Here is a 12953-nt window from a genome sequence, read left to right on the forward strand (position 1 = left end):
CGTGCTGCCCCGCTGCGTCGGCCGAGGCCGGCAACCGGCGCGACGGCCGTCACTCGGGATTGGTCAAGCGGGCCAACACAATTCCACCGACGATCATCGACAAGGCCACTGCGCGGCCGGTGCTCAGCGGATCCTTGTGGACCAGCACCCCGATGGCGATGGCCCCGACCGCGCCGATGCCGGTGAACACCGCGTACGCGGTGCCGACCGGCAAGGTCCGCATCGCCAGCGACAACAGGTACACCGACAACGCGCCGACCAGTACGCAGACGATCGTCGGTAGCAGGCGGGTGAACCCGTCGGTCGGTTTGATGCTCTGTGACCAGGCGATCTCCACCGCGCCGGCCAAAGCGAGGATCAGCCAGTTCATTTCGCGTACTCCACCGCCAATGCGCGGGCAGCGCTGAGCGCGGCCGTCAGGGATGCGTCATGTCCGGCCCGGAACTGCGCGAGCGCGGGATCCAGCCGGGAGTTGGCCAATTCGGCATTGATGAACACGGTGTCGGTGACGGCGAAGTGCCCGGCGAAGAAGTCGCGCAGGAACCGCTCCTGGTAGTCGAAGGCTGCCTTCGGTGCGCCCGGTGAGTAGGCGCCGCCGCGTGCGGTAGTGACCACGAATCGTCTGGGTGCCAACGACATTCGGGGAAACGTCACCTGGTCCAGCCAGGCCTTGAGCGACGCCGGAATCGAATAGTTGTACATCGGCGTGCCGATCAGCACGACGTCGGCGGAACGTAACTCGGCGAGCAACGGCTCGACGGTGGCCCAGGCCGCGAGTTGGACCGGCGTGCGCGCCAGGGTGGCCAGCTCGTCGAGGTCGGTGACGCCGGCGGCGAGCGCCGCATCGCAGATCTCGGTCCAGCCGGCGTCGATGAACGGCACCGGATCGGCCGCCACGTCGCGGTAGCGGTAGCTGCCGGCGGGCGCCGCCGCGCGCCAGGCCTGCGCGAACTCGGAGCTGACCTGCCTGCTGATCGAGGGGTTGCGGGCACTGGCATCCAGGTGAAGCAACGTGGTCATGACCATCCTCCGATTAAGTGGACGTTGTGTCCGGTTGTGATCATGAGGGGTAATCGGACGTTGTGTCCACTTATTCCGGATGTGGGTTATTGTGCGGAGATGGACATCGGCGTGGACCTGCTCGGTGGTGACGCCGCCGGCACCGAGCGTGCCGACGCCGCGCGCAATCGGGCCCGGATCCTGGCTGCGTCCGCGGCAGTCTTCGCCGGCCGCGACCCACGCAGCGTCACGATGGAACACATCGCCACGGCGGCCGGCGTCGGACGCGGCACCCTGTATCGGCGTTATCCCAACACCGCGGCCATTGCCGTCGCGCTGCTCGACGAACACGAACGCGCGTTGCAGCGAGAGCTGATCTCCGGTAGCCCGCCGCTCGGGCCGGGAGCTCCTCCGGCCGAACGACTTTCGGCGTTCTACGCCGCCATGGTCGAGCTCCTCGACCGGCATGTGGACTTGGCGCTCGGTGCCGAAGTGGGCGGCGCGCGCTTCCGCACCGGGGCCTACGGTTTCTGGGCTGCCCACGTTCGCGCCCTCCTGATGCAGGCCGACGTCGCCGAGCCCGATCCTCTGGTGGACATTCTGTTGGCGCCGTTGGCCGCTGAGAACTTCCAGCACCAGCGCGACCGTGGCCTGTCCGTCGCGCAGATCAGCGGCGCGCTGACCCGGTTGGCGCACTCGATTCTCGGCTGAGCGCCATCGCTCGGCGAGGGCATCGTCGTCGAGGTTTCAGATTCAGCGCGATCGGATCCCTGTGCAGTGGACGCGGCGCACGCCACGATGAGCCGACATCGGGTGATGGGAGAGGCGTGATGACTGAGTCCGAGACGACGCGCGGCTGGGTGAGCCGCGTCGGGACCGATTGGTGGGCAACGATTCTGGGCCTCGCCGTGACCGCGCTCGCGGTGGCGGGCGTGCTGCCGAAGATCGGTTGGTGACGCGATGAGTGTGGACACGGCCGGCGCGGCCGACCAGGTCGAGCCGGCAGCCGAGGACGACCTCGAACAGCACACCGGCGCCCGTCGATTCGTCGACTACCTGCCCGGTCTGCTGCTGTTGGTGGCGGTGGGCCTGGCGGGCAAATACGCCCAAATCGGCTGGCTGGCATTGGCCAAGCACGAGCACTGGCGCGTGCCCGACATCGAATACGTCTTGTGGGCCATCGTTTTCGGACTGGTGATCACCAACACCGTTGGCCTGCACCGGATCTTCCGCCCTGGCGTCGGCACCTACGAGTTCTGGCTCAAGGTCGGCATCGTCCTGCTGGGTGCCCGATTCGTACTCGGCGACGTCCTCAAGCTCGGTGCCACCAGCCTGCTGCAGATTCTCATCGACATGACGGTCGCGGGCGCGATCATCATCGCCGCGGCCCGGTGGTTCGGACTGTCGGGCAAGCTCGGCTCGCTACTGGCGATCGGGACGTCGATCTGCGGGGTGTCGGCGATCATCGCGGCCAAGGGCGCCATCCGGGCGCGCAATTCCGAAGTCAGCTACGCGATCGCGTCGATCCTGGCGCTCGGCGCCGTCGCCCTGTTCGTGCTGCCGCCGCTGGGCCACGCCATCGGCCTGACCGATCACGAGTTCGGGCTGTGGGCCGGCCTCGCGGTGGACAACACGGCCGAGACGACGGCCACCGGGTACCTCTTCTCCGACGAGGCCGGCAAGACCGCCGTCCTGGTGAAGTCGGTGCGCAACGCGCTGATCGGTTTCGTGGTCCTCGGCTTCGCCATCTACTGGGCCGCCCGGGGCGAGGCCGACGCAGTCGCCTCCGGGGTGCGCGCCAAGGCGGCCTTCATCTGGCAGAAGTTCCCGAAGTTCGTGCTCGGCTTCCTGGCGGTGTCGGCCGTCGTCACCGCCGGGTTGCTGAGCAAGGGGCAGGTCGCGAACCTGGCCGCGGTGTCCAAATGGGCGTTCCTGCTCACCTTCGCCGGGGTGGGGCTGTCCACCGACTTCCGGCAGATCGCGCGCACCGGCTGGCGCCCGCTCGTCGTCGCGGTGATCGGTCTGGTCGTGGTGGCGACGGTGTCGCTGGCGTTGGTGCTGCTGACATCGCGGGTGCTGGGCTGGGGTGTCGTCGGCTGACCGACCGCGAGATCGACGAACTGGTCGTTGCCATCGAATGGCGGCGGCCATTTCGTCTGTTTCGGGGTGGATCGAGCAGCGATTTGGAGCGTTATGGCTGCTCGCCTAGTATGTAGGGGTTGCCCAGGGCAGACCCCGGTCATCACGTGACTTCGCGTGCCTTTGGACAACAAGACCGCGCACGTCCAGGTCGGTATCTGGCGTGCATACAAAATCCAGGTCAGGAGATCGAGTGATTCAGCAGGAATCGCGACTCAAGGTCGCCGACAACACGGGCGCAAAGGAAATCCTTTGCATCCGCGTGCTCGGTGGCTCGTCGCGGCGCTACGCCGGCATCGGCGACATCATCGTGGCGACCGTCAAGGACGCCATCCCGGGCGGCAACGTCAAGCGTGGTGACGTGGTCAAGGCCGTCGTCGTGCGCACCGTCAAGGAGCGCCGCCGGCCGGACGGCAGCTACATCAAGTTCGACGAGAACGCCGCCGTCATCATCAAGAACGACAATGACCCCCGCGGTACCCGCATCTTCGGGCCGGTCGGTCGCGAACTGCGCGAGAAGAAGTTCATGAAGATCGTCTCGCTGGCCCCGGAGGTTTTGTGATGAAGGTGCACAAGGGCGACACCGTGCTGGTTATCGCCGGCAAGGACAAGGGTGCCAAGGGCAAGGTCATCGAGGCCTACCCGACCCGCAACAAGGTGCTCGTTGAGGGCGTCAACCGGATCAAGAAGCACACTGCGCAGTCTCAGAACGAGCGCGGTGCATCGTCGGGTGGCATCGTCACCCAGGAGGCGCCGATCCACGTTTCGAACGTGATGGTGGTCGACTCCGACGGCAACGCCACCCGCATCGGCTACCGCGTCGATGAGGAGAACGGCAAGAAGGTCCGTATCTCGAAGCGCAACGGCAAGGACATCTGAGATGACCACAGTGGAAAAGACTCAGCCCCGGCTGAAGACGCGCTACCGCGAAGAGATCCGCGACGCGCTCAGCAATGAATTCAACTACGCCAACGTCATGCAGATCCCCGGCGTGGTCAAGGTTGTCGTCAACATGGGTGTCGGTGACGCCGCCCGCGACGCCAAGCTGATCAACGGCGCGGTCAGCGACCTGACGCTGATCACCGGCCAGAAGCCGGAAATCCGCAAGGCCCGCAAGTCCATCGCGCAGTTCAAGCTGCGTGAGGGCATGCCCATCGGCTGCCGCGTCACCCTGCGTGGTGACCGCATGTGGGAGTTCCTGGACCGCCTGATCTCGATCGCACTGCCCCGTATCCGCGACTTCCGCGGTCTGTCGGCCAAGCAGTTCGACGGCAGCGGCAACTACACCTTCGGCCTCAACGAGCAGTCCATGTTCCACGAGATCGACGTCGACTCGATCGACCGCCCCCGCGGCATGGACATCACGGTCGTCACCTCGGCCACCACTGACGACGAAGGCCGTGCGTTGCTGCGGGCCCTGGGCTTCCCGTTCAAGGAGAACTGACAATGGCAAAGAAGGCTCTGGTCAACAAGGCCAACAAGAAGCCGAAGTTCGCGGTGCGTGGCTACACCCGCTGCAACAAGTGCGGTCGCCCGCACTCGGTGTTCCGCAAGTTCGGCCTGTGCCGAATCTGCCTGCGGGAGATGGCCCACGCCGGCGAGCTGCCCGGTGTGCAGAAGTCCAGCTGGTGACTCTGCCCGTCTCATGACGCTGTAGAAAGCTGTAGAAAGCCGCCCCGGTCCTCGTGACCGGGGCGGTTTTTTTGTGCGTCGAGAGTGGGGGATTGCGCGGAAATCCGGCCGGAAATCCGCGTCAACCCCCACGCTCGGCGCCGATTCGCACGGATTTGGCCCTGAGCTGCGGATTGTCTACACTGGGCAGGTTGCCATGGGCTTTTCAGCCCAATGGCCGATCGGCATGTGCCTTCTGAAACTGGATTGCACTACCGATGCACGGCCCCTGACCGACCTCGGTCAGATACGGGAAAACACTTCGTAGCAGGCCCACGATGTGACGTGCCGAGCCACCGCAAGGTGGGACCGACACGGGCGTGATGCATGGGAACCGCAGCGAGAAAGGTTGATCAACGCTGTCATGACAATGACGGATCCGATCGCAGACTTCTTGACACGTCTGCGCAACGCCAACTCGGCGTACCACGACGAGGTGACCCTGCCCCACTCGAAGATCAAGGCGAACATCGCCGAGATCCTCAAGAAGGAGGGTTACATTACCGACTACCGCACAGAGGACGCCCGCGTGGGCAAGAGCCTCATTGTGTCCCTCAAGTACGGCCCCAGCCGCGAGCGCAGCATCGCCGGCCTCCGCCGGGTGTCCAAGCCCGGTCTGCGGGTGTACGCGAAATCCACCAACCTGCCGCGGGTTCTGGGTGGCCTTGGCGTGGCGATCATCTCCACGTCCTCTGGCCTGCTCACCGACCGCCAGGCAGCTCGACAAGGCGTGGGCGGCGAAGTCCTCGCTTACGTCTGGTAGGGGGCAGAAAACATGTCGCGTATTGGAAAGCAGCCGGTTCTCATTCCGGCCGGTGTCGATGTGACCATCGAAGGCCAGAGCATCGCCGTGAAGGGCCCCAAGGGCACCCTGGCGCTCGACGTTGCCGAGCCCATCGAGGTGTCGCGTAACGACGAAGGTGCCGTTGTGGTCTCCCGTCCGAACGACGAGCGTCGTAACCGCTCGCTGCACGGACTGTCCCGCACGCTGATCGCCAACCTGGTGACCGGTGTGACGCAGGGCTACACCACCAAGATGGAAATCTTCGGCGTTGGTTACCGCGTGCAGGCCAAGGGCTCGAACCTGGAGTTCGCGCTCGGCTACAGCCACCCGGTGCTGATCGAGGCCCCAGAGGGCATCACGTTCGCAGTCGAGACCCCGACGAAGTTCTCGGTGTCCGGCATCGACAAGCAGAAAGTCGGCCAGATCTCGGCAGTCATCCGCCGCCTGCGTCGCCCCGACCCGTACAAGGGCAAGGGCATTCGCTACGAGGGTGAGCAGATCCGCCGCAAGGTCGGAAAGACAGGTAAGTAGCAATGGCCAACACTGAGACTGACAAGCGTAAGCCGTTGGGCCAGAACATCTCTGAGACCCGTCGGGTGGCGCGTCTGCGTCGTCACGCCCGTCTGCGCAAGAAGGTCGCCGGCACGTCCGAGCGTCCGCGCCTGATGGTCAACCGCTCTTCGCGGCACATCCACGTCCAGGTGATCGACGACCTGACCGGCACCACGCTGGCCGCCGCGTCGTCCATCGAGGCCGACGTGCGTGCCGTCGACGGCGACAAGAAGGCCGTCAGCACCCGGGTGGGTCAGCTGATCGCCGAGCGCGCCAAGGCAGCCGGCATCTCCGAGGTGGTGTTCGACCGTGGTGGATACACCTACGGCGGCCGGATCGCCGCTCTCGCCGACGCCGCTCGTGAAGGCGGGTTGACGTTCTAATGACTTACTTCAAGATGACCGGAAGGACTGCATAATGGCCGAGCAGGCTGGCGCCGCTTCGGCGCAGGACAACCGTGGCGGTCGTGGTGACCGTGACGGCCGCGGTCGCCGCGATGACCGCGGTGGCCGTGGTCGCGGCGACGACCGTGGTGAGAAGAGCAACTACATCGAGCGCGTTGTCACCATCAACCGCGTTTCGAAGGTGGTCAAGGGTGGTCGGCGCTTCAGCTTCACCGCCCTGGTGATCGTCGGTGACGGCCACGGCATGGTGGGCGTCGGCTACGGCAAGGCCAAGGAAGTTCCGGCCGCCATTGCCAAGGGTGTCGAGGAGGCTCGCAAGAGCTTCTTCCGGGTCCCGCTGATCGGCGCCACCATCGTGCACCCGGTTCAGGGCGAGGCCGCTGCCGGTGTCGTGATGCTGCGTCCGGCCAGCCCGGGTACCGGTGTCATCGCTGGTGGCGCTTGCCGCGCGGTGCTGGAATGCGCCGGCGTGCACGACGTCCTGGCCAAGTCGCTGGGCAGCGACAACGCGATCAACGTGGTGCACGCCACCGTTGCCGCGTTGAAGATGATTCAGCGTCCCGAGGAAGTGGCGGCCCGTCGTGGCCTGCCCATCGAAGATGTTGCGCCGGCCGGCATGCTGCGGGCCCGGCGTGAGGCAGAAGCGCTGGCCGCATCGGCAGCGCGTGAAGGATCGGCATAATCATGGCTGAACTGAAGATCACCCAGGTGCGTGGCACCGTGGGTGCCCGGTGGAAGCAGCGCGAGAGCCTGCGGACGCTGGGACTGCGCAAGATCCGCCAGTCCGTCGTTCGCGAGGACAACGCGCAGACCCGTGGTCTGCTCGCGGTGGTCAACCACCTCGTCACCGTCGAGGAGGCGTAATGAGTGTCATCAAGCTGCACGACCTGAAGCCGGCCAAGGGGTCCAAGAAGGCCAAGACCCGCGTCGGTCGTGGTGAGGGCTCCAAGGGTAAGACCGCTGGCCGTGGTACCAAGGGCACCAAGGCCCGCAAGAACGTCCCCGTGACGTTCGAGGGTGGCCAGATGCCGATCCACATGCGTCTGCCGAAGCTCAAGGGCTTCCGCAACCGCTTCCGCACGGAGTACGCGGTGGTGAACGTCGGCGATCTCGCCAAGGCGTTCCCGCAGGGCGGCACCGTCGGCGTGGACGAGCTGGTGGCCGCTGGCCTGGTTCGCAAGAACAACCTGGTCAAGGTCCTCGGCGACGGCAAGCTGGCCGTCAAGCTCGACGTCACCGCCAACAAGTTCAGCGGTAGCGCCCGTGAGGCGATCACCGCTGCCGGTGGTAGCGCGACCGAGCTGTAATTGCTCCACAGAGAAGGGCCCTCGCTTCGGCGGGGCCCTTCTTCGTTGTGTTGATCCTGTCCTGAGGGCGGGCGCCACTCGGACTTTTGCGCCCTCGGTACAGGATCGACGTCGACGAGACTAGGTCTGCACCCGGGCGCCGAGGACGTCGCGGAAGAGCGCCTGGCGCACCGCGAGTTCCCGGGGATCGCTGACCAAGTGGAAGCCCAGCCGGTTCATCACGTAGCCGAACCCGACGCCGGTGTCCGGGTCGGCGAAGCCGAACGAGCCGCCGAACCCGGGCGTGCCGAAGGCCTTACCCGAGGAGCCGAAGTCGAAGGTCGGGATGGGTTTGCAGAAGCCGAGCGCATACGCGATCTCGGCACGCATCACCTTGTCCCGCGTCCCACCTGACGGGTTTCTCGGCGGCGCGGCCAAGGCGTCGAAAGTCTCTGGGGTGAAACCTATTTCGGTCCCGCCGACCGCCGCGGCGCCGTAGAGGCCGGCCAGCGCGCGGGCGGTCCCGGTGCCGTTGGCCGACGGAATCTCGACGCGACGCACCCGGTCGGTGTTGTAGTCGCCGGCGTAGGGGTCGATGTCGGCCGGGATCGCCGCGGTCCTGGCCAATAGCCCCCGCGGGTTCAGGCTGCCGAGCAGGAACCCCGCCGGCATGACATTCAGATGCTTCAGTGATTCGTGGCGCTGCCAATGGTGCAACGTGGCAAGCCGGCCCCGATCGACAGAGTCGGGCAGGCCGATGTACAGGTCGAGGCCCAACGGCCCGGTGATCTCCTCGGCGAGGTAGCGGCCGAGGGTGCGGCCGTCGGTGCGACGGATCAGCTCGGACTCGTACCAACCGATGGTGATGGCGTGATACCCGTGCCGGGTGCCCGGCGTCCAAGCCGGTTTCTGGGCGGCCAGGATGGCGGAGAGCCGCACCGGATCGGCGATGTCGGACAGCAGCGGATTCGGGGTCAGGACACACAACCCGGCCTGGTGGGCCAGCAGCTGACGCACGGTGACCTCGTCCTTGCCCTGCGCGGCGAACTCGGGCCAGTACTCGGCCACCCGCTTGTCGTAGTCGAACAGTCCCTTCGACGCCGCGTGCGCAACGGCAAGGGCCGCAACACCTTTCGTCGACGAGAACATGTTGACCATGGTGTCGGCCTGCCACGGCGTCTTGGTGACCCCGTCGCGGTAGCCGCCCCACATGTCGACCACCTTGCGGCCGTCGCGGTAGACGCACAGGGCCGCGCCCACCTCGCTGCCCGCCGCGAAGTTGGCCCGGAACGCATCGGCGACCTTGCCGTAGCCGTCGTCGGCATCGCCGTGGACCAGGTCGGGGGAGACGGAGACTTTCAGCACCATGGCCCTGATCCTCTCCCGTGAGCAGACGCGAATGTCCCCGAATCGGCGGCATTCGCGGGACATTTGCGTCTGCTCGGCACTCGGCGGCGAGTCGGTAGGCTCGGAAGATGTTTGCTTTCCGGCCCAGCCTGCCCGGTCTTCCCGGCCCCGATGAGTTGCGTGCTCTTGTCCGCAAGGTCGACACCGCGCGTCACCACGGCGTGCCGAACGGCTGCGTGCTGGAACTCGACCTGCAGGCCGTGCCGCCGGAGACCGCCGGCTTCGACCCGATCGCCTTCGTCATGGGCAACTCCCGGCCCCTGGTGCTGCGCGACGCCGTCGCCGCCATCCACCGCGCGGCCGACGACAAGCGCGTGGCCGGGCTGATCGCCCGGGTCCAATTGCCCGCTGCCGCAGCCGGTCCGGTGCAGGAACTGCGCGACGCCATCGCCGCGTTCAGCGCCGTCAAACCGTCCGTGGCCTGGGCCGAGACCTACCCCGGCACCATGTCGTACTACCTGGCCTCGGCGTTCCGCGAAGTGTGGATGCAGCCGTCGGGCACGGTCGGGCTGGTGGGTTTCGCCACCAACGCGCTGTTCCTGCGCGACGCGTTCGACAAGGCGGGCATCGAGGCACAGTTCGTGGCGCGCGGTGAGTACAAGTCGGCGGCCAACATGTTCACACAGGACCGCTACACCGAGCCGCACCGCGAGGCCGACGGCCGGCTCATCGAGAGCCTGCACGCCCAGGTGCTGGCCGCCATCGCCGCATCCCGCGACGTCGACGCCGACGAACTCGACACCCTGGTCGACCGGGCGCCGCTGCTGCGCGACGACGCGCTGGCAGCCAAGCTCGTGGACCGCATCGGTTTCCGGGACGAGGCGTATGCCCGGGTCGGTGAATTGATCGGCGGCACAGCCGAAGCCGACGGCAAGGACGCGCCGCCGCGGTTGTTCCTGTCCCGGTACGCCAAAGCCACCGCCGGACACACCCTGCCCGAGGTGCCGCCGCTGCCGGGCATCAAGCACAAGCCGACCATCGCCGTCGTCACCATGGCGGGGCCGATCGTCAGCGGTCGCGGCGGCCCGAGCGCCTTCCCGCCCGGCCCGTCGAGCGTCGGCGGTGACACCATCGCCGCCGCCCTGCGTGAGGCCGCTGCCGATGACGACGTCGCAGCCGTCGTGCTCCGGGTGGACAGCCCCGGTGGCGCGGTCACCGGTTCGGAAACCATCTGGCGTGAGGTGGTGCGGCTGCGCGAGGCCGGCACGCCCGTCGTCGCGTCGATGGGTGCGGTCGCCGCGTCGGGCGGCTACTACGTGTCGATGGCGGCCGACCACATCGTCGCCAACGCCGGCACCATCACCGGATCCATCGGCGTCGTGACGGGCAAGCTCGTCACGAAAGGCCTCAAGGAACGGCTCGGTGTCGGTTCGGATGCCGTGCGTACCAACGAGAATGCCGACGCCTGGTCCGCGAACCAGCCCTTCACGGAGGCCCAGCACGCGCACGTGGTGGCCGAGGCCGACCTGTTCTACACCGACTTCGTCGAACGCGTCGCCGACGGCCGCAACCTGCCGGTCGAGGCCGTCGAGCAGGTGGCGCGCGGCCGCATCTGGACCGGCGCCGATGCGCTGGAACACGGCCTGGTCGACGAACTCGGCGGGCTGCGGACCGCCGTGCGCCGGGCCAAGGTGCTGGCCGGACTGGATCCCGACGCGACCGCCAAGGTCGTCAACTACCCGGGTTCGTCGCTGCTGGACCACGTGCGGCCCAAGGCCTCGTCGCAACCCGCGGCGGCGTCGTTGCCGGACGCGGTGGCGGCACTGCTCGGCCGTTCACTCGTCGGCGCGCTCGGTGCGGCCGAGCGGTCGATGACCGGGGTCAGCGCGCTCTGGCTGGGTGACTACCGCTTCTAGGAAGCGGGCTCAGCCGAGAGTGCCGCTGATGTAGATGATCTCGCGCATAGGATCGTCGCCGCCGAGATCTGCTGCCGCCAGCCCGTACCTGGTGTGCAGGTCGGACCGGCCGACGCCGGTCGTCTGCCAGCCCTTGGCTGCCAGATAGTCTGCGGCGGAATGCCTTTCGCCGTGGTAGACCAGCGACGGCATGTCCAAGTTCAAGCCGAGCTGCGCGAACCCCGCGGCGGCTTCACGAGCCTTGTCAGCGTCGAAATCCTTCAGCCCGGGCACGAATTCGGTGGCCACGGCGCTACCGGGTGCGCTGAGCTCATGAATGTTGTCGAACAGCTTGTCCTGGGCCTCCGGTGGCAGGTAGATCAGCAGACCTTCGGCCAACCACGCCGTCGGCCGGCTGGGATCGAAACCGGCTGCCTGCAACGCCGCCGGCCAGTCCTCGCGCAGATCGATCGCGACGGTCCGCCGCTCAGCCGTCGGCGCCGCGCCGAGACCGGCCAGGGTCTGGGTCTTGAACTCGATGACATCCGGCTGGTCGATCTCGTAGACCACCGTGCCGTCGGGCCAGGGCAGCCGGTACGCGCGGGAGTCCAGTCCGGAGGCCAGGATGACGGCCTGCCGGATGCCGCCGTCGGTCGCCGTCAGGAGGTAGTCGTCGAAAAACCGGGTACGAACGGCCATTTCGTCGATGTTGGCCCGGGCCCGTACCGCGGCATCGGGCGCGAAGGCCTCGAGAGCGGCGAGGTCCAGTACACCGTCGACCATGTTGGTGAACGCCTCGATCCCGACGGCGCGCACCAGCGGCGCCGCGAACGGATCGTTGATCAAACCGTGTGGGTGGGTGCTGGCAATCGCCCGCCCGGTCGCGACCAGGGTGGCCGTCGCGCCCACGCTCGACGCCAGATCCCAGCTGTCCCCGTGTGTCCGTGCCATCGCGGTTACGCCTTCCGGTTCAGCACTGCGCGGACGTACTTCAGCTGCGTCCAGGCCCGGGACAGTTCGTCGTCCGGGTACTGGAAACCGTTGTCGGTGTGCGCCTCTTCGACCGACCGCGCGGTGACGTCCCAGCCGAGTCCGGTCAGGTAGTCGGTGACGTGGTTGCGGTCGCCCTGGTAGATCAGGTCGGCGATCTCGATGTTCGAACCGAGCGCCTTCATCCGCTCACGCATCGCCTGCATCCGCTCGTCGTCGAACGCGCTGCTCAGGTCGCCGACCTGCTCGGCGGCCACGAAGCTGCCGGGTGCCGACAGCGCGGTGATGTTGTCGAACAGCCGGTCCTGGGCCTCCGGCGGCAGGTAGATCAGCAGCCCTTCGGCGATCCACGCGGTGGGTGCCGCGGGGTCAAAGCCGTTGTCCCGCAGTGCCTGCATCCAGTCGTCGCGCAGGTCGACGGCGACGGCGCGCCGGGCGGCGGTGGGGGCGGCGCCCAGGTCGGCCAGGGTCGTGGACTTGAACTCGATGACCTCGGGCTGGTCCACCTCGAAGACGACGGTGCCGTCGGGCCACGGCAGCCGGTAGGCGCGCGCATCCAGACCGGCAGCCAGGATCACCGCCTGCCGGACGCCGGCGGCGGCCGCGTCGAGGAACAACTGGTCGAACCAGCGGGTGCGCACCGTCATGCCCTCCGCGGCGCGGCGCGGGGTGAAGGCCGGGTTCACGTCACCGAAGTCGATCTCGCCGTCCAGCGCCTTGGTGAAGAAGTCCAGTCCGACGGCCCGGACCAGCGGCTCGGCGTACGGGTCGTCGATCAGTTGCTCGCGGTGGGCGAGGGCACGCTGCCCCGCGACCATGGTGGCGGTGGCCCCGACGCTGGAGGCCAGGTCCCAGGAATCTCCGTCAGTTCGTGTCATTTTTCTCC

Annotated in this window: 18 protein-coding genes and 1 pseudogene; 14 read left to right on the forward strand and 5 right to left on the reverse strand. The window is 67.3% G+C overall.

Annotation, left to right across the window (positions count from 1 at the left end):
* Positions 1–49: 49 nt before the first annotated feature.
* Both A7G45_RS12700 and A7G45_RS12705 read right to left on the reverse strand, forming a co-directional pair.
* Positions 50–370, reverse strand: a complete 321-nt coding sequence (locus A7G45_RS12700) for a DMT family transporter (RefSeq protein ID WP_260937439.1) — start codon at positions 368–370, stop codon at positions 50–52.
* Positions 367–1020, reverse strand: a complete 654-nt coding sequence (locus tag A7G45_RS12705; RefSeq protein ID WP_260937442.1) for an FMN-dependent NADH-azoreductase — start codon at positions 1018–1020, stop codon at positions 367–369. Before A7G45_RS12705 ends, A7G45_RS12700 begins: the two co-directional genes overlap by 4 nt.
* A 99-nt stretch (positions 1021–1119) precedes the next feature.
* On the opposite strand from A7G45_RS12705, the gene A7G45_RS12710 reads away from it, so the two are divergent.
* The 13 genes and pseudogenes from A7G45_RS12710 to rplO all read left to right on the forward strand — a co-directional run bounded on the left by A7G45_RS12710 (position 1120) and on the right by rplO (position 7856).
* Positions 1120–1710 carry a TetR/AcrR family transcriptional regulator gene (locus tag A7G45_RS12710; RefSeq protein WP_260937444.1) on the forward strand — a complete coding sequence of 197 codons (591 nt, stop codon included), beginning with the start codon at positions 1120–1122 and terminating at the stop codon, positions 1708–1710.
* Between the two features lie 119 nt (positions 1711–1829).
* On the forward strand, positions 1830–1955 hold the full coding sequence (locus tag A7G45_RS12715) for a hypothetical protein (protein ID WP_260937446.1): 126 nt from the start codon (positions 1830–1832) through the stop codon (positions 1953–1955).
* Between the two features lie 91 nt (positions 1956–2046).
* Positions 2047–3099, forward strand: a pseudogene (locus A7G45_RS12720) (YeiH family protein); the annotation flags it as partial.
* 232 nt (positions 3100–3331) lie between these two features.
* Positions 3332–3700, forward strand: coding sequence for a 50S ribosomal protein L14 (gene rplN / locus A7G45_RS12725; RefSeq protein WP_020101420.1), 369 nt, complete (start codon positions 3332–3334; stop codon positions 3698–3700).
* On the forward strand, positions 3700–4017 hold the full coding sequence (gene rplX / locus A7G45_RS12730; protein ID WP_043401761.1) for a 50S ribosomal protein L24: 318 nt from the start codon (positions 3700–3702) through the stop codon (positions 4015–4017). Before rplN ends, rplX begins: the two co-directional genes overlap by 1 nt.
* 1 nt (position 4018) lies before the next feature.
* The gene (rplE, locus tag A7G45_RS12735; protein ID WP_133759585.1) at positions 4019–4582 is read left to right on the forward strand and encodes a 50S ribosomal protein L5; all 564 of its coding nucleotides are present in this window, start codon (positions 4019–4021) and stop codon (positions 4580–4582) included.
* 2 nt (positions 4583–4584) lie between these two features.
* Positions 4585–4770: a type Z 30S ribosomal protein S14 gene (locus A7G45_RS12740; protein WP_005197641.1), complete on the forward strand. Its 186-nt coding sequence runs from the start codon at positions 4585–4587 to the stop codon at positions 4768–4770.
* A gap of 403 nt (positions 4771–5173) precedes the next feature.
* Positions 5174–5572, forward strand: coding sequence for a 30S ribosomal protein S8 (gene rpsH, locus A7G45_RS12745; protein WP_043401769.1), 399 nt, complete (start codon positions 5174–5176; stop codon positions 5570–5572).
* Between the two features lie 12 nt (positions 5573–5584).
* Positions 5585–6124, forward strand: a complete 540-nt coding sequence (gene rplF / locus A7G45_RS12750; protein WP_043401772.1) for a 50S ribosomal protein L6 — start codon at positions 5585–5587, stop codon at positions 6122–6124.
* Positions 6125–6126: 2 nt separating this feature from the next.
* The gene (rplR, locus tag A7G45_RS12755) at positions 6127–6528 is read left to right on the forward strand and encodes a 50S ribosomal protein L18 (RefSeq protein ID WP_043401775.1); all 402 of its coding nucleotides are present in this window, start codon (positions 6127–6129) and stop codon (positions 6526–6528) included.
* Between the two features lie 34 nt (positions 6529–6562).
* Positions 6563–7231 carry a 30S ribosomal protein S5 gene (gene rpsE, locus A7G45_RS12760; RefSeq protein WP_043401777.1) on the forward strand — a complete coding sequence of 223 codons (669 nt, stop codon included), beginning with the start codon at positions 6563–6565 and terminating at the stop codon, positions 7229–7231.
* Positions 7232–7233: 2 nt separating this feature from the next.
* Positions 7234–7413 (forward strand): 50S ribosomal protein L30, encoded by a 180-nt coding sequence (gene rpmD / locus A7G45_RS12765; RefSeq protein ID WP_020101428.1) that lies wholly within the window; start codon positions 7234–7236, stop codon positions 7411–7413.
* Positions 7413–7856: a 50S ribosomal protein L15 gene (gene rplO, locus A7G45_RS12770; protein WP_043401780.1), complete on the forward strand. Its 444-nt coding sequence runs from the start codon at positions 7413–7415 to the stop codon at positions 7854–7856. The genes rpmD and rplO overlap by 1 nt, the downstream gene beginning before the upstream one ends.
* A 120-nt stretch (positions 7857–7976) precedes the next feature.
* Here the strand turns inward: rplO and A7G45_RS12775 are convergent, their stop codons facing one another.
* A complete protein-coding gene (locus A7G45_RS12775) occupies positions 7977–9203 on the reverse strand; it encodes a serine hydrolase domain-containing protein (protein ID WP_260937463.1) in 1227 nt (408 codons plus the stop codon).
* Between the two features lie 107 nt (positions 9204–9310).
* Between A7G45_RS12775 and sppA the strand changes: the two genes are divergently transcribed.
* Complete coding sequence (gene sppA / locus A7G45_RS12780) at positions 9311–11098, forward strand: signal peptide peptidase SppA (RefSeq protein WP_260937465.1); 1788 nt, start codon at positions 9311–9313, stop codon at positions 11096–11098.
* 9 nt (positions 11099–11107) lie between these two features.
* Here the strand turns inward: sppA and A7G45_RS12785 are convergent, their stop codons facing one another.
* Together A7G45_RS12785 and A7G45_RS12790 are read right to left on the reverse strand one after the other, a co-directional pair.
* Positions 11108–12028 carry a class I SAM-dependent methyltransferase gene (locus tag A7G45_RS12785; RefSeq protein WP_260937467.1) on the reverse strand — a complete coding sequence of 307 codons (921 nt, stop codon included), beginning with the start codon at positions 12026–12028 and terminating at the stop codon, positions 11108–11110.
* A gap of 5 nt (positions 12029–12033) precedes the next feature.
* On the reverse strand, positions 12034–12945 hold the full coding sequence (locus A7G45_RS12790; RefSeq protein ID WP_260937469.1) for a class I SAM-dependent methyltransferase: 912 nt from the start codon (positions 12943–12945) through the stop codon (positions 12034–12036).
* Positions 12946–12953 lie beyond the last annotated feature (8 nt).

Origin of the sequence: Mycolicibacterium llatzerense (genome assembly GCF_025331195.1) — a bacterium.
GTDB lineage: Bacteria > Actinomycetota > Actinomycetes > Mycobacteriales > Mycobacteriaceae > Mycobacterium > Mycobacterium llatzerense.

Coding starts and splice junctions, on each gene's coding strand:
- A7G45_RS12705 (WP_260937442.1), bottom strand. CDS start 1,020: ATGACCACGTTGCTTCACCTGGATGCCAGTGCCCGCAACCCCTCGATC.
- A7G45_RS12785 (WP_260937467.1), bottom strand. CDS start 12,028: ATGGCACGGACACACGGGGACAGCTGGGATCTGGCGTCGAGCGTGGGC.
- A7G45_RS12775 (WP_260937463.1), bottom strand. CDS start 9,203: ATGGTGCTGAAAGTCTCCGTCTCCCCCGACCTGGTCCACGGCGATGCC.
- A7G45_RS12710 (WP_260937444.1), top strand. CDS start 1,120: ATGGACATCGGCGTGGACCTGCTCGGTGGTGACGCCGCCGGCACCGAG.
- rplR (WP_043401775.1), top strand. CDS start 6,127: ATGGCCAACACTGAGACTGACAAGCGTAAGCCGTTGGGCCAGAACATC.
- sppA (WP_260937465.1), top strand. CDS start 9,311: ATGTTTGCTTTCCGGCCCAGCCTGCCCGGTCTTCCCGGCCCCGATGAG.
- rpsH (WP_043401769.1), top strand. CDS start 5,174: ATGACAATGACGGATCCGATCGCAGACTTCTTGACACGTCTGCGCAAC.
- rplF (WP_043401772.1), top strand. CDS start 5,585: ATGTCGCGTATTGGAAAGCAGCCGGTTCTCATTCCGGCCGGTGTCGAT.
- A7G45_RS12715 (WP_260937446.1), top strand. CDS start 1,830: ATGACTGAGTCCGAGACGACGCGCGGCTGGGTGAGCCGCGTCGGGACC.
- A7G45_RS12790 (WP_260937469.1), bottom strand. CDS start 12,945: ATGACACGAACTGACGGAGATTCCTGGGACCTGGCCTCCAGCGTCGGG.
- rpsE (WP_043401777.1), top strand. CDS start 6,563: ATGGCCGAGCAGGCTGGCGCCGCTTCGGCGCAGGACAACCGTGGCGGT.
- rplX (WP_043401761.1), top strand. CDS start 3,700: ATGAAGGTGCACAAGGGCGACACCGTGCTGGTTATCGCCGGCAAGGAC.
- A7G45_RS12700 (WP_260937439.1), bottom strand. CDS start 370: ATGAACTGGCTGATCCTCGCTTTGGCCGGCGCGGTGGAGATCGCCTGG.
- rplE (WP_133759585.1), top strand. CDS start 4,019: ATGACCACAGTGGAAAAGACTCAGCCCCGGCTGAAGACGCGCTACCGC.
- rplO (WP_043401780.1), top strand. CDS start 7,413: ATGAGTGTCATCAAGCTGCACGACCTGAAGCCGGCCAAGGGGTCCAAG.
- rpmD (WP_020101428.1), top strand. CDS start 7,234: ATGGCTGAACTGAAGATCACCCAGGTGCGTGGCACCGTGGGTGCCCGG.
- A7G45_RS12740 (WP_005197641.1), top strand. CDS start 4,585: ATGGCAAAGAAGGCTCTGGTCAACAAGGCCAACAAGAAGCCGAAGTTC.